The following is a 22880-nucleotide window of genomic DNA, read 5'->3' on the forward strand; positions in this document are numbered from 1 at the left end:
TAGATACAATAGAAGGTCAAATATGGGGACAATCTTCGATGTGTTAATGAAAAAGATGGTGAAATTTGAATAAATATCAATAAAATCAATAGATAACAAGGGTGCTCTAAGCGCCTATACCTATTAAATTAATAAAAATGAAAAAAATCTACTGTTTTTTGATGCTTACTATTATGATTTCTTCTTTTGCACAAGAAGGAGAAATTAAATCTGAGAAATTTAAACCTTACCATTCAATTACTGGTTTGCTAACTCATACGATAATCCAAGATGGGATAAGTGACGGTAAGACTGAATGGATTTCCTTTCCGTCATTTGCGCTCGATTATAACTTTGTTTTCAGTCCAAAATTGAGAATAGGTCTTCACAATGATGTGATACTTGAAGATTTTATTGTAGAACATAAGGACGGCAACGAATTAGAAAGGTCAGAACCTTTTGCCACTGTTTTGGTTGGTGGCTATAAACCTGGCAAACATTTTACTTTTGAAGCGGGAATGGGATACGAATTCGAGAAAGAAGAGAACCTGTTTTTAACTAGAATTGGTACGGAATATGCTGTAGAATTGCCGAATGAGTGGGAGTTCGTTGTGAATCTTGTGTACGATATGAAATGGAATGCCTACGATAGTTTCTCTTTTGGAGCTGGAGTTTCAAAGTCGTTTGGTAAATAACTAAGATTCGATTAAATAAAAAAGTTCCGCAAATTTTGCGGAACTTTTTGTTTAAAATTAGATCGAAATGCGTTTAAACCAGTTCTTCTTCTTTTTTGAATTCGGAAACTAATTTTTTCTGCATATCAAAAGAAACAGATTCGTAATGATCAAACTTAGCGGTAAATCTTGCTCGTCCTTGAGTTAAGGAACGCAAATCACTACCAAATTCCTGCATTTCTGCAAAAGGAAGGAAAGCAGTTATTATTGTAAATTGACCTTCGGCATCCATGCTTTCTACATTGGCCCTGTGCGTTTGAATATTACTCATAATCGCGCCTGTTAGTTCCTCAGGTGCTTGAACTTTGATGTGATAGAAGGGTTCTAATAGTTGAGGGTCAGCTTGTACAAAGTTTTCTTTGAATGCCATCATTCCTGCGGTTTTAAATGCTAAATCGTTGCTATCAACAGGGTGCATTTTGCCGTCGTATAAAATCACGCGAACGTCTCTCACATAAGAACCGGTCAAAGGGCCTTTGGTCATTTTTTCCATAATTCCTTTCATAATCGAAGGGTGAAAACGAGTGTCGATTGCGCCACCAACGATGCAATTGTAATAAATTAATTTGCCACCCCAAGCCAAATTGATTTCTTCTTTTCCGCGGATGTTGTAGCCTTTGGGTTCATCTATTCCTTCGTGCCAAGGTTCGATTTTCATTGCTACTTCGGCAAATTGTCCTGAACCACCCGATTGTTTTTTGTGACGATAGGTGATTTCCGCACTTTTTTGTATGGTTTCTCGATACGGTATTTTTGGATTTTTGAAATCAACAGATAGTTTGAATTGTTTTTCTAATTTCCATTTAATGATAGCCAAATGCAGTTCGCCGTGGCAATGAATAATCGTCTGATTTAATTCGGGTGAAACTTCAATTCTGATGGTTGGATCTTCTTCAACCAATTGATGCAAAGCCATCGATAGTTTTTCTTCTTCTCCTTTTTTAGTGCCTTCTACAGCAATCGAAAAAGTAGAATTCGGGAATATAATAGGTGTAATTTCGATATGTTTTCCTTTTTCGTGTAGCGTGTTATTGATGTGGGTGTCTTTCAGTTTCAATGTGGCACCAATGTCTCCAGCGGTCAATTCATTTACAGCAGTACGCTTGCTTCCTTCGACTTCGTACATTTGATTGATACGCTCGACTTGACCTGTATTTTCGTTGGTCAATTCGTCGCCGACTTTTACTTTGCCTGAAAGTACCTTGAAGAAACTTAAATCACCGATATGAGGCTCTGATAGGTTTTTGTATATAAATATGGCAGTTGGACCTTTTTCGCTGCATTCAATTTCTTTTCCGTCGACTGTTTTTTGTTTGGGCATTTCATAGGCCGATGGGCAAACATTATCAATGAATCCCATAATTCTTCCGCTACCCATATTTTTCTTGGCTGAAACACAAAATACAGGGAAAATCTCGTGTTTTATCAAGGAATGATGCAAGCCTAATTTCATTTCATCTTCATTCAATTCGCCTTTTTCGAAATAAAGCTCCATCAAGTTTTCGTCATTTCCAGCAATAGTTTCGATTAATTCTTGGTGCAAACGATTGGCTTTCTCAGTTTCACTTTCAGGAATTGGCAGTTTTTCTGGTTTTCCTCCATTTGCAGGGTATTTGTACATTACCATATTCAAAACATCGATAATGGCGTCAAATTCGGGGCCTTGGTTGAAAGGATATTGAACTACGACAACGCTTGGTCCAAAATGCTCTTTGGCTTCTTGTATAGTTTTATCAAAGTCTGATTTTTCATTATCCAATTGGTTTACAGCCAATATTATCGGTAGTGTATAGTCATTCGCATATTCCCAAATAATATCGGTGCCGACTTCAACCCCCATTGAGGAGTTCAAAAGCATTAAACCACAATCGGCAACGCGCATTGCTCCAATGATTTCTCCAGCGAAATCATCATAACCTGGTGTGTCTAAAAGATTTATTTTATATCCTCTCCATTTTGTATTCACTAATTTAGAAAAAAAGGACTTGCCTTTTTCGTGTTCAATATCCGAATAATCGGCTACAGTGTTTTTTTCTAAAATCGATCCTCGACGATTAATTAAGCCTGCTTCAAATAACATCGATTCAATTAAGGTCGTCTTACCGCTTCCGGTATGACCCACTAAAACCACATTTTTTATGTGGTTGATATCAAAATTTGCCATATCTATTTGATTTAAATTAGATTAATGTATCAAATTTCAAATAAAATAATTATTCAGTTTATGATATATATCATATTTTATACAGTATATAATCGTTATTTAATGGAAGAGTATGGTTTTTCTTTAGTAGCGGTTTTTGCAACAAAATTCGAGAGGATTTCAAACTAATAAAAGACGGTACAACTTCAAATCAGAAGGTATTAGTGAAATACATATTGAAGAAAAGTATTGACTATAATAGTTAGCGATAAATCAGGTTGGGAACAGGGCAAACTGTGTCAACTCACAATGATATCGTGTCTGAAGAGTAAACCTTTTAAGTTTTCTAAAGCAAAGACAGCTTTCTTAATTTTGGTTTTCGTTGGATCGATGGTGTAGTTGTAACTCGTTTTCAGATTGGCTTTGCTGAGATTGGCTTTGCTAAATTCAGAGCGGTATAAGTCACAGTTGTCGAAAAGTACTTCGGTCAAATCGGTATTCATAAAATCGACTGCGATAATACTGCAATCTAGAAAGGTGGTTCCTTTGATCTTTAGTGTGTAAAACTTCGAAAAATCCATAATACATTCCTTGAAATGAACTTCGAAAATCAGTTTGTCACACATTGCAAAATTCACTTCCTCAATTTTGCATCGGTTGAAAAGCACAGTTCGTAAAGCGACGTGATTGATTTTGGCTCCACTAAAAATACAGTCATTAAAAGTACAGTCGATAAAAACGACTCCAATAAAATTACAGTCCGAAAAATCACAATTGTTGAAAGTACAGCATTCAAATTCCTTTAAATTGACCTCTTGTTCACCATAAGTGAGGTTGTTGTATTCGACGTCAAGGAAATATTGGGTCATTTTTTTAAGTTTAAATCCTTTTTGTTTGAGTTTTCTTATCTGGATTTTGCTTCGCAACATCCAGACTAAGCTCCGTAGTGGAAATGGAAAGCTTTTTCAATCAGAGATTGAAAAACTTTTTTGTAAATATTTGGTTTCCTGAGCGAGCTCGAAACCAAATATTTACAAAAAAAGCCCAAACTTTCGTTTGAGCTTTCCATTCTTAAGTGACCTCGACTGGATTCAAACCAGTAACCTTCTGAGCCGTAATCAGATGCGCTATTCAGTTGCGCCACGAGGCCTATTTTGTGGGTGCAAATATAGGTAATTTTAGCAATCTTGCAAACTGTAAATTGAAATTAAATCAATTTTTTATAAAATCTGCAATCTGTAATTTAAAATCTGTAATCAACAATCTAGTGCTCTTGTAGTTACGTAATAGCGATAACCAATGATTGCCATTTGCCATTTGCTGGCTTTGGCTAAATCCAGTCTCTTTTTAGTGAAACTCGGAAGAATAAGCTTGTTTATTTTGGCTAGGATTTTGAACATAAGTTGAATTTATTTTGCAAAAATAGAAAAGACCACTGAATTCAGTAGTCTTTTTCGTTTTTATTAAGAGAATAATTTTGATTTCAGTGATTGTTTTGCTTTTTCAAGTTCCACTTTGGCTTGATCTTTTTGAGTATTCATTTTTTCTAATGAATGTTTAGCTTTCCAAATAGATTTATACATTTCGAGCCATCGTTCTTTTGAAAAAACAGTTTCGTTTCCTGTGTTTTCTATTTCACCTTTATCTAATTCGGATTCGTTTTTAGATTTGGTTGGAGATATTTCTAAACCGTCAGCATTTTCTTTAGTAATAATTTCCATAACTCCGTTTTCACCATCTTTACCATATTTGTCTATGGCCTTTTTTCCTTTTAAAACATTTATACTTTGAATTAAATTTGGATCCAATTTGTTTAAATCTTCAAAAGTAGTTAGGGTTCTTTTTCCGTTTAGTATAATGAGCGGTTTTTCTTTTGAGATAATTTTATTATTAAAATTATCTGCTGATATATTGATTGTTTTCGTAGTAATCTTAACACTATTTTCAAAGGTATTGACTTCTACTTTGTCTATAGCATTTGGATCTAATTCCGAAAATGCTGCATTGGTGGCTTTTACTCCATCAATGTAAATGTCTTTGTCCGTTATTTTAACTAGTATTGGAACATTTTTAGTGTCTATTTCAATAGTTGGTCTGTCTGTTTTTGTATTTACAGCTATTGATTTAATTTCATTGGGATTTAAATTATCTAATTCATCCTGACTAGAAACTTTTCCATTGATAATAATTTCTTTTCCTTTTGATAAAGTGGTCAAGTTTTTTTCAATTTTAGGATCCGTTTTTGTTTCTTGTTTTGGTGCCGCTTTCTCCTGGGCAACGACTTCTACCTGAAAGAAGAATAAAAATGCACCTAATAAGGGAAGCACAGCGGCATACTTCCAATAATTCCTTTTGTTTGATTGATTTTTGTTTAACATAACGATTCGTTTTTTGATTAATGATTGATAAAAATGATTGGTAACGGCAACACAATTTTCCTGTGTCGTAATTTTTAAAAGCGTCAGTTGATAGGCTTTTTTGTCGGATATGTTTTTAGAAGCTTCGCTGTCGGCGATGAATTCCAAGTTTTGAACAATAGCTTGATTATACAACCATACCATCGGATTGAACCAAAATACCACACAAAACAGTCTTGAAATCAAAACATCAACCGTATGATCTTGTGCGCTGTGTACTTTTTCGTGTTCCAAAATATTTTCCAATTCGGTGCCGCTGTATAGTGATGAGTTATACACAATAGAATTGAAATAGGAGAAAGGAGCAATATTTTCATTTACATCAATAAACTTGAAATCGGCGTGATGTTGGATGGTTTTTCCTTTCAGAATCTTGGTTAAACTATAAAAATCAAAAGCAAATTTCATCAAGAACACCAGAATTCCAATCGAATACACAATGGCGAAAATAAGATACCAGTTGATTTCAAAAGCATCATTTTCAGCAGGAATTGTCATTGGAATTTTCGACCAATCGAAAGTGGTAGGGCTGGGGTCAACCCAAACTATTTTTTTTAAAACTACCAATGGCAAAACTACCGAGCTGATTAATCCTGCCAATAAAAACCAACGATTGCTGCTGAAAAAAGTTTCTTTACGCAGCAAAAGAATGTAAGCCAAGTAAAACATTCCTATTAATCCACTGGATTTGACGAGGTAAATGAATAGCGTTTCCATAACTATTGTTTTTGTTCAATCATCGCTAAAATCTCCCGTAATTCTTCGGCTGAAATTTTCTCTTCTTTGGCAAAAAAGGAAACCATATTTTTATAGGAACTATCAAAATAAGTATCGATAGCGGTATTTATAAACCGCTTTCTATAGTCTTCCATCTTCACGATAGGGAAGTATTGATGTGTGTTGCCAAAGGCATTGTGTGACACAAAACCTTTTTCTTCAAGGTTTCGGATTATAGTCGAAAGGGTGTTGTAATGAGGTTGCTCTTCGGTAATTTCTGCCAGAACTTCTTTTACGAAAGCTTTTTTGAGCTTCCATAAAATTTGCATAATTTCCTCTTCTTTGTTGGTTAGTTTTTGCATAGTTGTACGATTTGAAAACAAACATACAACTATATTTATAGTTAGTAAACTATTTTTTTAGTTATTTAACTAAATTTTAAGTTTGTAATAAGATAATTGTGATATTTGCAGCATATACTTTCAATTGCCACGGGTTTAAACCCGTGGCAATTTATTTATTCTAGTAGAATTTATGCTACTAGTCTTTTTTCAGCTACCAACATTCGATTCAGCCAAAGGCAACAAAAAACTGCCAACATTCCTAGGCTTCCCATAACAATCCAATTGATTTGATAACCAAAATGCTCAATAATGTCTAATCCTGTTTTAGAACAAGCAATGTGAGCCAAACTAAAACTCATCGTATACAAGCCCATATATTGGCCTTCTTGTCCTTTTGGAGCTCGGTTTAAGGCGACAGCATTCGAAAAGGGAAACGCAAAAATCTCTCCAAAAGTGAGTAAAACAATGCTTATTACCAATACAAAAATCCAAGAATCAACTAGCAGAATATAGTATCCTAAGGCTACACATAGAGCACCATAGGCGAGGATTTTTATTTTATTGATTTTTTTACTTTCAATTCTACTTACAATAGGCATTTCTAATAAGAAAACCAACAGTCCATTCAGGGAAAGAAGCAGACCAGTTTGAAACTCGGTCAAGCCAAATTTTTCGTTATGATATAATGGCAGTGTCGTAAACAATTGGAAAAATACCATTGCAATGATAAAAATGATAAACAATAACAGCCAAAAAGGTTTGTCTTTGAAAATCGATTTTCGGTTGATATTCGTCAGTTTTTCGTCTGCAGTAAGAGGAATTCTTTTTTTCTCTTTGACGGTCATCGCAAAAATGAGAATGGCTATAATGCACGAACTACCATCGACCCAAAACAATCCTTGGTACCCCATTCCCAAAATAATCAAACCTCCTAATGTTGGGCCAGCTGCAAAACCAAGATTAACTGCCAAACGCACTAATGACAAGGCACGAACTCTATTTTCGGGTTTGGCATAAACAATCAGAGAGACAAACATCGCTGGACGAAACATATCAGCTATAGTCATAATGGTAAACATTCCTATACATAATCCCCAAAAACTCGTGATGTATTGCAGAATAAAAAACAGAATTCCACTCGTAAACAGACTGAAAATCATTATTTTATAAAACCCAATTTTATCGGTCAATTTGCCACCAAGCCACGAACCCAGCATGGAACCCAACCCAAAAGCCACCATAATCCAGCCCACTTCACCGTAGGTAAAATGTAAATTTTCCTTTAAATATTTGGATAAAAAAGGTAAAACCATCGTGCCTGCGCGATTGATAAAAGTAATGAGCGCCAGAATCCAAACTTCACGACGGAAACCTTTGAAATTGTTGATGTAACTACGAAGTCCTGTTCTAAGCATAGGTATATTTCTTGCTGGCAAAGCTACAAAGATTTTTATTGGCTGGCATCGTGATACTCCAAGCAATGTTTCCAAAAAATTATTCTTTGTGCCTTTCTAACTTTTAAACTATTTTTGCTCAAAATAAAAAAAATGAGAACAATTCAAACTTTACTATTTTTAACGGTATTCTGTTTTGGTTTTGCCCAAGAAAAATTTGATGTTGCGGCAGTCGAAAAATTCCAAAAAGAGTTAAATACAGAATATGCTGATGCTAAAACCAGCCCGTTAACCACTGAAGATTTGGCTGTTTTCAAGACTTTAGATTTTTATCCTATAAACGAAAAGTTCTTTGTCCATGCAAAATTCGTTAGAACGGAGAATGAAAAACCGTTCGAAATGAAAACTTCAACCGACAGAAAACCGATGTATGTAAAGTATGGTGAAGCACATTTTGTGATTGATGGAAAACCATGCCAATTGAACATTTACAGAAACATTGAATTATCCAAAAAAGAGGAATATAAAGACTATTTGTTCCTGCCTTTTTCCGATTTGACTTGCGGAAAAGAAAGTTATATAGGTGGGAAATATATCGATATGAAAACACCAACAGGAAACACAATATTTATTGATTTCAATACGTCCTACAATCCGTTATGTGCTTATAATCACAAATATTCTTGCCCAAAAGTACCCTTGGAAAACGACTTGAAAATAGAGATTCAAGCTGGAGTTAAGAAATTTCACGACTAATGAAATACTTCAATCTACATACGCATCAATATACGAATCAACGCGAGGTGTTGGAATTGGTCAATCAATATCCACAGGAATTTGATGACTCGATTCCGTTTTATTCCATCGGAATTCATCCGTTATACATTAACGAAAACCGATTGGAAAGTGATTTTCAAATTGTTAACGGAAAATTAGCCTTGCCCGAATGTTTGGCTCTTGGCGAATGTGGATTGGACAAACGCAGCGAAATTCCTTTTGAGTTGCAGCAACGGGTTTTCGAAAGACAATTGGCTTTGGCCGAAAAATTCAATAAACCAGTCGTGATTCATTGTGTTGCTGCTTTTCAAGAACTGATTGAAATCAAGAAAAGATTGAAAATAAGTGTTCCAATGATTGTCCACGGATATTCCAAGAAAATAGAACTTGCCAAGCAATTAATAGATAATGGATTCTATGTTTCGTTTGGTAAAAATTTATTAAGAAACCCAGAATTGGAATCGGTTTTTCAAAGTATTTCAAACGATAGATTCTTGTTGGAAACCGATATGGTCGAGGAAGGAATTCGAGCTGTGTATGCTTTGGCTGCGAAATATAAAGGATTAGAATTAAGTGAATTACAGGAAATTGTAAGTAAAAATTATACTACGGTTTTTGAATTTCATAAACAATAAACCACAAACAACAAACAGAATGGCAGAATGGACCGAAAGAGCCGAGCTCTTATTTAAAGCAGAAGGATTAGACAAACTAAGAAATTCCAATATTTTGGTTGTAGGATTGGGAGGTGTAGGTTCCTTTGCTGCTGAATTTTTGGCAAGAGCAGGAGTGGGGAAAATGACGATTGTAGATGGTGATATTGTCGATATTACCAACATCAACCGACAGTTGCCTGCGTTACATTCAACTGTTGGACAACCAAAAGTGCAGGTAGTAGGAGATAGACTAATGGATATTAATCCTAAATTGAAATTGATTAGATTGCAAGAATTTTTATCTCCGGAAAGAGCCTTCGAAATTGTTTCTAACGAATACGATTATGTATTAGATTGTATTGATAGCGTTACTCCAAAGTTGAATTTGATCATTGCTGCCAAACGCAAAAGAGTTAAAATCATTAGCAGTATGGGAGCAGGAGGTAAGATGGAAGCGGCTAAAGTTAAAGTGGCTGATATTAGCAATACCATCAATTGCATGTTTGCCAAAACCATTCGACGCCGATTGAAGAAAGAAAAAATTGATAAATTGAAAGTTGTTTTTTCGTCAGAAATTCAAGATCAAAGCAGTCTAAAAATGACCGATGGTTCCAATTTCAAGAAATCGTTCTACGGAACCAATAGTTATATGCCGGGGTTATTTGGCTTGTATGCTGCCGAAACGGTAATACGATATTTACTGAAGAAGTAGTGTTCAATTTTATAGTGTTCAGTGTTCAGGCATTAAGTGTTTAGTCTGACCACTGACCACTATCTCCTAATTTCTTATAAACTGATCACTCCTAAACTGACCACTGACCACTGAATACTAAAACTATGAATTACCTAAAACTCATTCGCTACCAAAACCTACTGATGCTCGCGGTGATGCAGCTCATATTCCGATATGGGTTTTTGGAATTGCAAAATATTCCGCTGGCGTTGAACCATTGGCAATATTGTTGTTTGGTTTTGGCTACCATTTTTATAGCTGCTGCTGGTTACATTATCAATAATATTTTTGACGTGGAAACTGACAACCTAAACAAACCCGAAAATGTGATTGTTGGTAAGTTCATTTCTGAAACGAAGGCTTATAGTTTGTATATTGGTTTTACCGTAATTGGTGTTGCAATTGGTTTTTATTTATCGAATGTAATCAATAAACCCAGTTTTGCTTCCATCTTCATCATTATTGCAGCAACGCTTTATTTTTATGCCACGAGCTTGAAACAAAGCTTGCTTATTGGCAATTTTATTGTGGCTTTATTGCTTTCGTTTAGTGTAATTATCATAGGAATTTTTGATTTATTTCCTATAACCAATGAAGAAAATCGTCCTGTTATGGGATTGATTTTTGGTATTCTTTTAGACTATGCTATTTTTGCTTTTATCATTAATTTCATTCGAGAAATTGTAAAAGATTTACAAGATGTTGAAGGTGATTCGAATCAAGAAATGAGTACTTTACCCATTGTTTTGGGCGCAAATCGCACAGGAAAATTGGTTTTTGTTTTGAGTTTTATTCCTGTAATTTTAATCGTAAATTATATCAATAGTAACTTATTTTCATCGGGATTGATTTATGGAACCCTATATGGATTGGTTTTTACATTGGCTCCTTTACTCTATTTTACAACCAAAATGTGGTTGGCTAAAACAACCCAAGATTTTCATCATTTGAGTACCGTTCTAAAATGGATTCTGTTTTTCGGAATACTTTCGATTGTGGTTATCAACCTAAACATTAAATACAATGCTTGCAACTAAATTACAAAAATACAAACTCATTTTAGCATCAGGTTCGCCAAGACGCCAGCAATTTTTCAAGGATTTGGATTTGGATTTCGAGATTCGATTGAAAGAAATTGAAGAGGTTTTTCCAGCCGAATTGCAAGCCGAAGCAATCACCAATTATTTAGCCGAATTGAAAGCCAGCGCTTTTGAAGGCGAATTGAATGACAACGAAATCCTGATTACTAGCGATACGATTGTTTGGCACAATAACAACGCATTGGGCAAACCAAAAGACGAGCAAGATGCCTTTGAAATCTTGAAATCATTATCAAATGCGACTCATGAAGTGATCACCTCAGTTTGTTTTAAAACCAATGCCGAAACAACTGTAATGTATGAAGTGACCCAAGTTACTTTCAACGAATTGAGCGATGAAGCCATTCGGTATTATATTGAAAATTACAAACCTTTCGACAAAGCGGGAGCATACGGGATTCAGGAATGGATTGGGTTTGTAGCTGTTTCTAAAATTGAAGGTTCCTATGCCAATGTTATGGGAATGCCTACCGATAAAGTTTACGAATATTTGAGTAAATTAGCCTAAAAATTATGGTTATGGATTACCTAAATGATTTTACAAAAGAATTGATCGCAACAGGAGTTTTACTAATCTTGGTTATTTTGTCGCGGCTTATCGTTTCAAAAGTGGTTCGGAGTTTCGCCAAAAGAAGCCAAACCATCGAAAAACGAACCCGATTAGTGCTCAAATACATTCATTTGCTGATGAATATTCTAGCGGTAATTGCACTAATCATCATTTGGGGCGTACAAACTAAAGATATTTTCTTTGTATTATCCTCTTTTACAACTATTGTTGGGGTGGCCATGTTTGCACAGTGGTCTATCTTAAGTAATATTACTTCGGGTATTATCTTGTTCTTTTCCTTTCCCTATAAAATTGGAGATAACATTATTATTCACGACAAAGATTTTCCTATCCAAGCCGAAATAGAAGATATTGGAGCTTTTCACGTTTATTTGAAAACCAAAGAAGGCGAAATAATTGTTTATCCCAATAATTTGATGTTGCAAATTGGAATTACAATACTGAAACAGCCCGAAGAAGAAATGGAGTTTACAGATTAATTACTACATTTGAAATCTTGCCAAAACAAAAAACATAGAATAATGCAGAAAGCCTTAACTTTAGCTCTTGTTATATCCCTTTTTTTCGTTCAATTTTCTAATGCGCAACAGCCCCAAAAACCGAATTCGGTAGAAATATACAATCAAATTCAGAAATTGAATTTTCTAGGTTCAGTGCTATTTGTTGCTGCTCATCCTGATGATGAAAATACCCGATTAATATCGTATTTATCAAATGAAACCAAGGCTAGAACAGCCTATTTATCGCTTACTCGAGGCGATGGAGGTCAAAACTTGATTGGTCCTCAGCTTAGAGAATTGTTAGGAGTAATTCGAACACAAGAATTGATCGAGGCTCGAAAAATTGATGGTGGTGAACAACTATTTTCACGAGCCAATGATTTTGGTTTTTCTAAAAATGCCGAAGAAACACTTGAAATTTGGGATAAAGAAAAAGTACTAGCCGATGTAGTTTGGGCCATTAGAAGATTTCAACCCGATGTGATCATCAATCGGTTCGATCATCGTACCTCAGGTAATACACACGGACATCATTCCGCTTCGGCAATGTTGAGTTTCGAAAGTTTTAATAAAACCAATGATCCAAGTTTTTTTCCTGAGCAATTGAGTTTAGTCAAGCCTTGGCAAGCCAAACGCCAGTTTTTCAATACTTCTTGGTGGTTTTACGGAAGTCAAGAAAAATTTAATGCGGCCGATAAAACGAATATGATGTCTTTGAAAACAGGAGTTTATTACGCTTCAATAGGAAAGTCGAATCAAGAGATAGCCGCTTTAAGCCGCAGTCGTCACCAGTCGCAAGGATTCGGAAGTACTGGGACAAGAGGAGAGGAAACTGAATATTTAGAATTGATCAACGGATCACCACTTCAAAACAAAACTTCGATTTTCGAAGGTATTGATACGACTTGGAATCGCGTAAAAGGAGGGAAGCCGATCGGGGAACTTTTATCAAAAACAGCTGCAGAATTTGATTTTGCAAAGCCAGAGGCGAGTATTCCTATTTTGGCAAAAGCCTACGCAATGATTCAAGCATTAGATGATAATCATTGGAAACCCTTAAAATCAGAAGAAATTAAAAATACGATTGCCGCTTGTGCTGGTTTGTATCTCGAAGCTGTGGCACTAAGTCAAGAGGCTACTACATCGAGCGTTTTGAATTTAAAACTCGAAGCGATAAATCGGAGTTCTGTTCCAATGCAATTTGTGAGTGTAACGACTTTGCCTGAACAAAAAATTACCCTGAAGAATTTACCTTTAAATTTTAATAGCTCTCAAAGAAGTACCCTTGAAGTGCAATTACCAGCAACAATTGGAAATACAGAGCCGTATTGGCTAAAAGAAAAAGGAACAGTTGGAATGTACGCGGTCAACGACCAAAAAAATATTGGAAATCCAGATATCATTCGAGAAGTTAAAGTGGTTTTTAATATTCAAATCAACGGATTCGAAATTCCTTTTGAACGCACTGTGGTGTATAAGTACAATGATGATGTCAAAGGCGAAATGTATAATTATTTGGATATCGTTCCTGTGGTTACTACCAGTATTCTTGATAAAGTTTCCCTGTTTAGAGATACAAAAAAGAAATATATTGCCGTAAAGATTAAGTCGGGCAAGGACGCTGTTAAAGGCGATTTACAACTCGAATTACCACGCAGTTGGACTGTTCAACCCAAAGCGATTTCTTTTGTTCTTGATAAAAAAGGAACTGAACAAACCTATTATTTCGAAGTAACACCGCCCAATTCGCAAGAAGAAGCTGTTGCAAAAAGTATTGCCATAGTTGAAGGTAAAATCTACGACAAAGAGCAAGTTGTTATCGATTTCAATCATATTACCAAGCAACAAGTTTTGAAACCGGCTGAATCTAAGTTTATGCGAATGGATTTGAAAACTAAAGAGGAAAAGATTGCCTACATCATGGGAGCTGGCGATGAAGTGCCTAATAGTTTGACACAAATGGGATACAAAGTGACATTACTTAATCCTGCCGATATTTCCCCGGAAAGTCTAGCTGGTTTTGATGTGGTTATGACTGGAGTACGCGCCTACAATACCGTTCAAGCTTTGGTAAGCAAACAAGAAATTCTTTTTGATTTTGTCAAAGGCGGCAAAACAATGTTGGTGCAATACAATACTTCTAGTGATTTAGTAACCGATAATATTGCGCCATATCCTTTGAAAATTTCGTCAGATCGAGTGACTCAGGAGAACGCCGAAGTTCGTTTTTTAGTGCCCAATCATCCTGTACTGAATACTCCAAATAAGATCACTTCAAAAGATTTTGAAGGCTGGACACAGGAGCAGGGTTTATATTATCCTAGGGAATTCGATAAAGCTTTCACACCCATTTTATCGTCTAACGATAAAGGGGAAACACCAAAAAATGGAGCACTATTAATCGCTCCTTACGGAAAAGGACATTATATTTACACGGGATTAAGTTTCTTTAGAGAACTACCCGAAGGTGTTTCAGGAGCCTACAAATTGCTTTCGAACCTAATTTCAATTCAGAATGACAATAAAATTCCTGCCCAAAAAGTGAAACCTTAATACGTCTTTTATGATAACTAAAAAAGTTAAAACTTGGAAAAAAAGCTATACTTGGGTTCTTGTTGCCAATGCTGTATACATTCTAATTTTTTGTTTATTAATGAAGTTATATTCTTAGCCTATGCAACTATTTGACTGGATTGTACTTGTAGTGACCTTGCTTTTCATTGTGATTTACGGCGTTTGGAAAACAAAAGGCAGTAAGAATGTAGAAGATTATATCCTAGGTAGTAACGAAACTCCTTGGTTTACGGTGGGACTTTCGGTTATGGCGACACAGGCCAGCGCAATTACTTTTTTATCGACTCCGGGTCAGGCGTATCACGATGGAATGGGGTTCGTACAGTTTTATTTCGGTTTGCCCTTAGCAATGGTTGTTATTTGCTTGACATTTATACCCCTTTATCACAAGTATAAGGTCTATACTGCTTATGAATATCTTGAAAAACGGTTCGATTTAAAAACACGTTCGCTTGCGGCGGTTCTTTTCTTAGTACAAAGAGGATTAGGAACAGGATTGACCATTTATGCGCCATCGATTATTTTATCGGCCTTATTGGGCTGGAATTTGACCTTGATGAATATTGTAATTGGGGTTATGGTGATTATTTACACTTTTTCTGGAGGTACAAAAGCAGTAAATGTTACTCAAAAGCAGCAAATGTTTGTCATAATGGGAGGTATGTTCACCACATTTCTACTCATTTTATACTATTTACCCAACGATATGACCTTTAGTAATGCCTTGCATATTGCAGGGGCGAATGATAAAATGAATATTGTTGATTTTTCTTTTGACCCTGAGGAGAAATATACCATTTGGAGCGGTCTTACTGGAGGTTTTTTCTTGGCATTAGCCTATTTCGGAACCGATCAATCGCAGGTAGGACGCTATTTATCAGGTAAATCTGTTCGCGAAAGCCAAATGGGTTTAATAATGAATGGATTGCTCAAAGTACCGATGCAATTCTTTATTTTGCTAACTGGAGTAATGGTTTTTGTCTTTTTTCAATTCAATCCTGTGCCTTTGAATTTTAATCCAAATAATAAAATCATTATAGAGAAGTCGGCGTACAAGGAACAGTATCACGTATTAGAAAAAAAACTGGAAGCACTTTCTGAAGATAAAAAAGTGATCAACTTATTGTACATAGACCAACTAAACCAGGATTATGACAATCCGATTCTCCGAAAAGAATTGGTAACCATCTCAAGTAAGGAGAAAGATTTGAGAGATCACGCCAAAGAACTCATCAGCAAAGCGGATGATCGGAGCGAAACCAACGACAAGGATTATGTGTTCTTTCATTTTATCCTTCATTATTTGCCCAAGGGACTCATAGGTTTATTGCTAGCGGTGATTATTTCGGCAGCGATGTCGTCAACAGCTTCAGGTTTGAATGCCTTAGCTTCGACAACTGCGATCGATATTTACAAACGAAATGTCAAAGAAGAAAAAAACGAAACGCATTATGTCAATGTCACCAAATTTTTTACTTTGTTTTGGGGAATTGTCGCCATTCTTTTTGCTAGTATCGGAACGCTATTCGAAAACTTAATCCAGTTAGTTAATATTGTTGGTTCTATCTTCTACGGAACCGTTTTGGGTATTTTTCTCGTTGGATTTTATATCAAACACGTTCAAGCCAAAGCTATTTTTTATAGTGCTGTTTTGAGTCAAATTACAATATTTATCATATATTACTTTGCCATATTTATTTACCCGAGTGGCGAGGAAAAATTAGGCTATTTATGGCTCAACTTTATAGGAGCGATGATGACAATTGTTTTGTCAATCATTATGCAACTGTTTTTTAGAAAAGATAAAGTGAGTATTGCTTAAATTTAGAATTATCATTATTCCAGAAAAAGCATTGTTTTAACAGTGCTTTTTTTTGTTTATGCAAGTTACTGAATATTGATAAATCGCAGAAAATCCATAATTTACAGCTCTGTTTTTGCGCAATTCGGATAATATTGAAGTTTTATTTCAAAAATTATGAGTTATGTAACAAATGTTACCCTCCTTCTTTTTTATTCATATTACTTTTAACCTATGAAATTAACGAATTAGAATTGTTGTTAATGATAGAAATATCAAAAAAAAGACAAATTATTCTAATGTCATAGTATTAAAAAGTTGTTATGAAAAAATTAGTGATACTTGGAGCTGGAACAGCTGGAACAATGATGGCAAGCCACCTCAATAAAAAATTAAGAAAATCAGAGTGGGAAATTACCATTGTCGATCAGTACAAAACACATTATTACCAACCGGGATTTTTGTTTTTACCTTTTGATACTTATAAACCCGAAGATGTTAAGAAATCTATCGATGAGTTTATTCCAAAAGGGGTAAAATTGGTTCGAGAAAAGATAAATATCATTGATAAAGATTCGGATACAGTTTTATTAGAGAACGGAACAAAGTTACACTACGATATTTTAATTCTTGCCACGGGAACAAAAACTGCTCCCGGAGAAGTTCAAGGAATGCTAGGAGATTATTGGTACAAAACTATTTTTGACTTTTATACTTTTGAAGGGGCATTGGCTTTGAGAGACAAATTGCGAGAATGGAAAGGTGGAAAATTAGTGATTCATATTACCGAAATGCCTATAAAGTGTCCAGTTGCTCCATTAGAATTTGCTTTTCTTGCTGATTCATTCTTCCTAAATAAAGGCATGCGTGATAAAGTTGATATTACTTATGTTACCCCACTTTCTGGTGCATTTACAAAAGAGAAATGTACAACCGCTTTAACGTATTTATTAAATGATAAAAACATCAAAATTGTGCCAGATTTTGCTGTAGAACATATCGATGGGGAAAATGGAAAAATTGTTGATTATGGCGGCGATGAAGTACCTTTCGATTTATTAGTTACCATCCCAACCAATATGGGAGATGATTTGATGGCTCGATCAGGTTTTGGTGACGATATGAACTATGTCCCAACAGATAAAAATACGTTGCAAACAAAAGTGAAAGAAAACATTTTTGCTTTAGGCGATTGTACCAATGTTCCTGCGTCGAAAGCAGGCTCGGTTGCTCACTTCCAAGCAGAAATTCTAACTGAAAACATCCTTTTATACATAGAAGGAAAAGAATTGAAACCCGATTTTGATGGACATGCTAATTGTTTTATAGAAACAGGTCACGGCAAAGCACTTCTAATCGATTTTAATTACGAATTCGAACCCGTTAAAGGCAAATTTCCTTTTGCAGGAATTGGTCCTTTGAATCTGCTTACAGAATCTCGGTTGAATCATTGGGGCAAATTGGCTTTTAGATGGATTTATTGGAATATGCTGTTGCCCGCCAGAAAGTTACCGTTCATAACTCCAAAAATGAGCAAAGCAGGAAAGAATTTTGACTAAGAATAATGTTTAATATATAAATAATTTAAAAATGGAAAAAGTATATGCAGGAAAAACAGTTAGCGTTGATAAAGAAGGCTATTTAACTGATGTATCTCAATGGAATAAGGACATTGCAATTGAAATTGGTAAAGAAATAGGAATCAATGAAGTAACCGATAAACATTTTGAAGTACTCGCTTATTTACAAGATCAGCAAAAAAAAGATGTAGCCTTATCAATAAGAGGTGTTGGAAAAAGCGGTATTGTCGATATCAAACAATTGTACGAATTGTTTCCAAAAGGACCATTGAAATTCTCCAGTAAAATGGCTGGAATCCCAAAACCCAAAAGTTGTATTTAATTTAATAGTCTAAAAATGGAAATTAAAGAAAAAAAACCTTTAGAAAAAGTTTGTATCATTTGTGCTAAAGGCAATTTAGAAGATGTTTATGCAGCACTTGTTATGGCAAACGGAGCTGTCATGGAAGGAATTGAAACCAATTTGTTTTTCACTTTTTTTGGACTTGAGGGAATCACCAAAAAATCTATGAATCATTTGCATACAGCAACAACGGGAAACCCAGCTATGAAAATGCCGGGAGGAATCCCTTTTCCAACAATGCTAGGAGGATTACCTGGCGTAGAATCGGCTGTGTCTAGTATGATGAGAAAACAAATGGAAGAATTAGGAATGCCACCTGTAGATGAGTTTTTAGAAATGATTACTGCTGGCGGAGGTTCAATTTACGCTTGTAAACTTGCAGTGGATATGTTCAAATTGACTAAAGCCGATTTTTCGGATGAAGTAAAAGACATCATCACCATTGGAGAGTTTTATGAATTATGTGACGGTGATAGAACCCAAATTATTTTTACATAGTTTTTTAATTTGTTGGATAAAAAGGCAATGGTTTATTTTGAACCATTGCCTTTTTTAATTTACTTTTATTGTTAAAGTAGACAGCTTTTTTTTTTATCAGTTTTGTAATAAATGGAACAAATTATAGATTATTAGGATTTTTATATACGACAAAATGTATTTGTTTGAATAATTGTGGTTGCATCAAATAATTAGGAAAAGAATACCTAAATTTGAAACAAAATAATACACTAGTACTGATTTGAAATCATAAGACAGAACAAAATTCACAAAAAATCATAAATTATGTTGAAAGATAATTTTGAAGGGCACACGATTACCTGCGGATTTCGCTTACTGATGTCTGCAATTTCCGTTGTCAGTATTGCATTCCAGACGAAAACACCACTTTTATGCCGTCTTCGCGATTGATGTCGGTCGCTGAAATAGATGCTATTGCTTGTGAATTTGTGAAACTTGGAGTGAATAAAATACGCCTTACAGGTGGAGAACCTTTGGTGAGAAAGGATTTTAGTGAAATTGTTTCGGCACTTTCTAAATATCCGATAGAACTCACTTTGACGACCAACGGACTTCGAATTCACGAGTTTATTGATGTTTTTAAAAAAGCAGGAATTAAATCAATAAACGTAAGTCTAGACACACTCGATAAAGATCAATTTTTTGCTATTACCAAGCGCAATGTTTTTGAAAAGGTTTGGAACAACATTCAACAACTGGTCGACGAAGGGTTTCACGTCAAAGTAAATACGGTTGTAATGAAAGGTTTCAACGATTCAGAAATTCTGGATTTTATCGAATGGACAAAAGAGCAACCTGTGCACGTCAGGTTTATAGAGTTTATGCCTTTTGATAAAAATCAATGGAACACCGAGAAAGTATTTAGTTATCAGGAAATTTTAGATGTGGCAGCAACAAAATACAGTTTTATCCGAATGAAAGACGGTGTGAATGAAACTGCCAAAAAATTCAAACCTTTTGGTCACGAAGGAAGTTTTGCGGTGATCAGTACAATGAGTGATCCTTTTTGTGGCAATTGCAACCGAATGCGTTTGACAGCCGATGGTAAAATGAAGAATTGTTTGTTTTCAAAAGGGGAAGCTGATATTTTGGCTGCGCTGCGAAATTCAGAAGATATTGTTCCCATAATCAGACAATGTGTGGCAACTAAAGCAGAAGCATTGGGTGGTCAATTTGAAGGGGATTATAAAAAAATTGATGCCACAAAAATCGATAACAGAAGTATGATAAACATAGGAGGATAACCTTTTTTTTGACAACCGTTATTCCTTTTTTGGCATATCGAAAATAAATATAATTATGATAAACGTAAAAGAAGCCAAAGAGCTAATACAAGAAAACTGTTCTACTTTAAAAGTGGTAAAATTACCCTTGCTCGAAGCTAACGGAAGTATATTGGCAGAACCAGTTTATGCCGTGATGGACACGCCGCCATTTCATCAATCCGCGATGGATGGTTATGTTTTTTCCTTTGAAAACTGGGATAAAGAAAGTGATTTAAAGGTCATTGGCGAAATTCAAACAGGGAGTTATTCAAACACAATAGTACAACCGAATGAAGCGGTACGCATTTACACAGGCGCACCTATTCCTCCTGGAACCGACACCGTTGTGATGCAAGAAAAAGTGAATCGGGAGGGAAATGCTCTTCAGATTCTCGATGCTGCGTTGGTCGCGACCGCCAATGTTCGACCACAAAGTTCACAAACTCAAAAAGGGGAATTGGCTTTGCAATCAGGACAATTATTGACACCGGTTGCGATTTCGTTTTTGGCTGGAATTGGTATTAATAAAGTAAGCGTTTTTTCAAAACCAACGGTTAGTATTATCGTCACAGGCAAAGAACTTGCAGGAGCAGATGACGAAATCTCCGAAGGAAAAATATTCGAATCGAATTCGATTGGTTTGATCGCAGCATTGCAGCAGTTAGGCATAGATCCTGTTTCGGTGGAAGTGGTAGATGATGTTGAAGAAGAAATTGAAAAATCAATTACCAACCAATTGAGCTCGGATATATTAATTCTCACAGGTGGAGTTTCAGTCGGGGATTATGATTTGGTTCCTGCTTCATTGGAAAAATGCGGGGTTCAGAAAATATTTCACAAAATCAAACAGAAACCGGGTAAGCCTTTTTATTTTGGGCGTCATAATCAAACCTTGGTATTTGCTTTGCCAGGGAATCCAGCGGCGGTTATGAGTTGTTTTTATGAGTATGTAGTTCAGGCGATTGGTAGTTTTACTCAAAAAGAATATTTCAAGAAAATTGCATTGCCATTAACGGAAGATTTTAATAAAAAAGCGGGTCTTACTTTCTTTTTAAAAGGAAAAATAGGAGACAATAATGTAACGGTTTTGAACAACCAAGAAAGTTACAAACTGAATTCTTTTGCGGTAGCCGATTGTCTAATTGAATTCGATGAAGAAGGCGAATATTTCAAAAAAGGGGATTTGGTAAATCTGAGAATGATTTTGTAAATCAACTTATAACCACTATAGGTTTAATTGCTTGAAGCTTTGCTTCGGTTTTTTTTTTGCCACAGATTCACAGATTAAAAAGGATTGCCTAAAATCTGTGAATCGGTGGCTATTAGTTAGCTAATACCTATCGGGGCTCTGTCTCGAACTAATTTATTTTGAAGATATGGAAAATTTAATAATCAAAGGGCATCTTTCAATAGAAAACAGCAAAGGTCATTTGATGGGTTTGGGTAAAAAAGAGTTGCTCGAAAAAATCAGGACAACGGGCTCCATCAAGGCGGCGGCTAGTGAAATGAAAATTTCTTATCGTCACGCTTGGGAAATGATTAAAAAAATGAATGCAATTGCAGATGCTCCTCTTGTGATAAAAAATGCAGGTGGTTCAAGTGGTGGCGGCACTGTAGTTACTGAAGAAGGAGAGAAGTTGATTGCCTGTTACATCAAATTGAATGCGGCTTTCGAAGAATTCAAATTACAAATTTGTAAAACAATTTAATGGAATGTATTTAGAAATATTATTTTATGTGCTACTCGTGTTGGTTGCGTTTCTTTACTCCTCGGTGGGGCACGGTGGGGCAAGCGGATATTTGGCCTTGATGGCTTTCTTTTCGTTTGCGCCTGAAACGATGCGTCCGACGGCTTTGCTATTGAATATTTTTGTTTCCTTGATTGGTTTTGTTCAATATTATAGAGCAGGTTATTTCAAATGGAATTTGTTTTGGCCCTATGCAGTTGCTTCTATTCCAGCCGCATTTATTGGTGGAATGATTTCCGTGGATGCTGGTTTGTATAAAAAAATATTGGCTGTTCTTTTATTGTTTTCGGTAGTGAGATTGCTTGGAATTCAATTCAAAACGGAACGATTTGACGTAAAACAAAACGTTTATCTCGCGCTATTCATTGGCGCTGCCATTGGATTGTTTTCGGGAATGATAGGGATTGGTGGCGGCATCATTTTGACTCCTATTATTTTATTGATGCATTGGGCCGATATGAAAAAAACCGCGGCAATTTGCGCTTTATTCATTTTTGTAAATTCAATAGCGGGCTTGGCTGGCTTGCTCACCAATGGTTTCGAATTTAAAACCGAAATGGGATGGATGATAATTGTAGCCTTATTTGGTGGAATTATGGGGTCCTATTTTGGGGCAAATAAATTTAAAAGTGATTTTTTAAATAAGATATTGGCAGTAGTCTTGATTATTGCTTCTTTAAAACTACTATTTACTTGATAATGGATTTGAAAAATCAACCAATTACTGGTTACATACTTGCGGGCGGAAAAAGCTCTCGAATGGGCACCGATAAAGGCTTGCTTCTTTTCGAAGGAAAACCAATGATTCAGTATGTAATTGATCAAATGCAAGCCGTTTTTACAAAAGTGGTAATTGTTTCTATAGGTATAGGCGTTTAGGCCGCCCAAAAACGAAAATAGTATTACCTTTGTCAAATGAGTACAAGGGAGAAATTTATAGGTGTGAATTCAATAACATTTAACAAGCGATTTAAGGAAGATGCAG

Annotated in this window: 23 protein-coding genes and 1 tRNA gene; 17 read left to right on the forward strand and 7 right to left on the reverse strand. The window is 35.5% G+C overall.

Annotation, left to right across the window (positions count from 1 at the left end):
* Positions 1-137 precede the first annotated feature (137 nt).
* On the forward strand, positions 138-674 hold the full coding sequence (locus ACIQ1E_RS09220) for a hypothetical protein (RefSeq protein WP_396170769.1): 537 nt from the start codon (positions 138-140) through the stop codon (positions 672-674).
* Positions 675-747: 73 nt separating this feature from the next.
* Here the strand turns inward: ACIQ1E_RS09220 and ACIQ1E_RS09225 are convergent, their stop codons facing one another.
* From ACIQ1E_RS09225 to ACIQ1E_RS09255, 7 genes are all read right to left on the reverse strand, one after another.
* Positions 748-2877 (reverse strand): elongation factor G, encoded by a 2130-nt coding sequence (locus tag ACIQ1E_RS09225; protein ID WP_396170771.1) that lies wholly within the window; start codon positions 2875-2877, stop codon positions 748-750.
* A 278-nt stretch (positions 2878-3155) separates the two neighbouring features.
* Positions 3156-3725, reverse strand: a complete 570-nt coding sequence (locus ACIQ1E_RS09230) for a pentapeptide repeat-containing protein (protein WP_396170773.1) — start codon at positions 3723-3725, stop codon at positions 3156-3158.
* Between the two features lie 207 nt (positions 3726-3932).
* Positions 3933-4006 (reverse strand) — tRNA-Arg (locus ACIQ1E_RS09235).
* A gap of 106 nt (positions 4007-4112) precedes the next feature.
* Positions 4113-4256: an SsrA-binding protein gene (locus tag ACIQ1E_RS09240; protein ID WP_396170775.1), complete on the reverse strand. Its 144-nt coding sequence runs from the start codon at positions 4254-4256 to the stop codon at positions 4113-4115.
* Between the two features lie 63 nt (positions 4257-4319).
* Entirely contained in the window at positions 4320-5990 is a 1671-nt protein-coding gene (locus ACIQ1E_RS09245) for a M56 family metallopeptidase (RefSeq protein WP_396170777.1), read from the reverse strand.
* Positions 5991-5992: 2 nt separating this feature from the next.
* Complete coding sequence (locus ACIQ1E_RS09250) at positions 5993-6352, reverse strand: BlaI/MecI/CopY family transcriptional regulator (protein WP_396170778.1); 360 nt, start codon at positions 6350-6352, stop codon at positions 5993-5995.
* 170 nt (positions 6353-6522) lie between these two features.
* Positions 6523-7749 carry an MDR family MFS transporter gene (locus tag ACIQ1E_RS09255; RefSeq protein ID WP_396170780.1) on the reverse strand — a complete coding sequence of 409 codons (1227 nt, stop codon included), beginning with the start codon at positions 7747-7749 and terminating at the stop codon, positions 6523-6525.
* A gap of 132 nt (positions 7750-7881) precedes the next feature.
* Between ACIQ1E_RS09255 and ACIQ1E_RS09260 the strand changes: the two genes are divergently transcribed.
* The 16 genes from ACIQ1E_RS09260 to ACIQ1E_RS09335 all read left to right on the forward strand — a co-directional run bounded on the left by ACIQ1E_RS09260 (position 7882) and on the right by ACIQ1E_RS09335 (position 22774).
* Positions 7882-8484, forward strand: a complete 603-nt coding sequence (locus ACIQ1E_RS09260) for a DUF1684 domain-containing protein (protein ID WP_396170781.1) — start codon at positions 7882-7884, stop codon at positions 8482-8484.
* Positions 8484-9140, forward strand: a complete 657-nt coding sequence (locus ACIQ1E_RS09265) for a TatD family hydrolase (RefSeq protein WP_396170783.1) — start codon at positions 8484-8486, stop codon at positions 9138-9140. Before ACIQ1E_RS09260 ends, ACIQ1E_RS09265 begins: the two co-directional genes overlap by 1 nt.
* A 19-nt stretch (positions 9141-9159) precedes the next feature.
* Entirely contained in the window at positions 9160-9873 is a 714-nt protein-coding gene (locus ACIQ1E_RS09270; RefSeq protein ID WP_396170785.1) for a ThiF family adenylyltransferase, read from the forward strand.
* A gap of 125 nt (positions 9874-9998) precedes the next feature.
* Positions 9999-10931 (forward strand): geranylgeranylglycerol-phosphate geranylgeranyltransferase, encoded by a 933-nt coding sequence (locus tag ACIQ1E_RS09275; RefSeq protein ID WP_396170787.1) that lies wholly within the window; start codon positions 9999-10001, stop codon positions 10929-10931.
* Positions 10918-11502: a Maf-like protein gene (locus ACIQ1E_RS09280; RefSeq protein WP_396170789.1), complete on the forward strand. Its 585-nt coding sequence runs from the start codon at positions 10918-10920 to the stop codon at positions 11500-11502. The genes ACIQ1E_RS09275 and ACIQ1E_RS09280 overlap by 14 nt, the downstream gene beginning before the upstream one ends.
* A gap of 11 nt (positions 11503-11513) precedes the next feature.
* Positions 11514-12044, forward strand: coding sequence for a mechanosensitive ion channel domain-containing protein (locus ACIQ1E_RS09285; protein WP_396170791.1), 531 nt, complete (start codon positions 11514-11516; stop codon positions 12042-12044).
* 42 nt (positions 12045-12086) lie between these two features.
* Complete coding sequence (locus ACIQ1E_RS09290) at positions 12087-14618, forward strand: PIG-L family deacetylase (RefSeq protein ID WP_396170794.1); 2532 nt, start codon at positions 12087-12089, stop codon at positions 14616-14618.
* A 121-nt stretch (positions 14619-14739) separates the two neighbouring features.
* Positions 14740-16461 carry a sodium:solute symporter gene (locus ACIQ1E_RS09295; RefSeq protein ID WP_396170797.1) on the forward strand — a complete coding sequence of 574 codons (1722 nt, stop codon included), beginning with the start codon at positions 14740-14742 and terminating at the stop codon, positions 16459-16461.
* A 302-nt stretch (positions 16462-16763) separates the two neighbouring features.
* Positions 16764-17999, forward strand: coding sequence for an NAD(P)/FAD-dependent oxidoreductase (locus ACIQ1E_RS09300; protein ID WP_396170799.1), 1236 nt, complete (start codon positions 16764-16766; stop codon positions 17997-17999).
* A 31-nt stretch (positions 18000-18030) separates the two neighbouring features.
* Positions 18031-18342, forward strand: a complete 312-nt coding sequence (locus tag ACIQ1E_RS09305) for a TusE/DsrC/DsvC family sulfur relay protein (RefSeq protein WP_396170801.1) — start codon at positions 18031-18033, stop codon at positions 18340-18342.
* Positions 18343-18357: 15 nt separating this feature from the next.
* On the forward strand, positions 18358-18861 hold the full coding sequence (locus tag ACIQ1E_RS09310; protein WP_396170803.1) for a DsrE/DsrF/DrsH-like family protein: 504 nt from the start codon (positions 18358-18360) through the stop codon (positions 18859-18861).
* 326 nt (positions 18862-19187) lie between these two features.
* Entirely contained in the window at positions 19188-20126 is a 939-nt protein-coding gene (gene moaA, locus ACIQ1E_RS09315; protein WP_396170814.1) for a GTP 3',8-cyclase MoaA, read from the forward strand.
* Between the two features lie 55 nt (positions 20127-20181).
* Positions 20182-21357 (forward strand): molybdopterin molybdotransferase MoeA, encoded by a 1176-nt coding sequence (locus ACIQ1E_RS09320; protein WP_396170805.1) that lies wholly within the window; start codon positions 20182-20184, stop codon positions 21355-21357.
* 166 nt (positions 21358-21523) lie between these two features.
* Entirely contained in the window at positions 21524-21856 is a 333-nt protein-coding gene (locus ACIQ1E_RS09325; RefSeq protein WP_396170807.1) for a winged helix-turn-helix domain-containing protein, read from the forward strand.
* A gap of 4 nt (positions 21857-21860) precedes the next feature.
* Positions 21861-22592, forward strand: coding sequence for a sulfite exporter TauE/SafE family protein (locus tag ACIQ1E_RS09330; protein ID WP_396170810.1), 732 nt, complete (start codon positions 21861-21863; stop codon positions 22590-22592).
* Positions 22593-22600: 8 nt separating this feature from the next.
* The gene (locus tag ACIQ1E_RS09335) at positions 22601-22774 is read left to right on the forward strand and encodes a molybdenum cofactor guanylyltransferase (RefSeq protein WP_396170812.1); all 174 of its coding nucleotides are present in this window, start codon (positions 22601-22603) and stop codon (positions 22772-22774) included.
* Positions 22775-22880 lie beyond the last annotated feature (106 nt).

Source organism: Flavobacterium sp. (genome assembly GCF_044348915.1).
In the GTDB taxonomy this organism is placed as follows: Bacteria; Bacteroidota; Bacteroidia; order Flavobacteriales; family Flavobacteriaceae; genus Flavobacterium.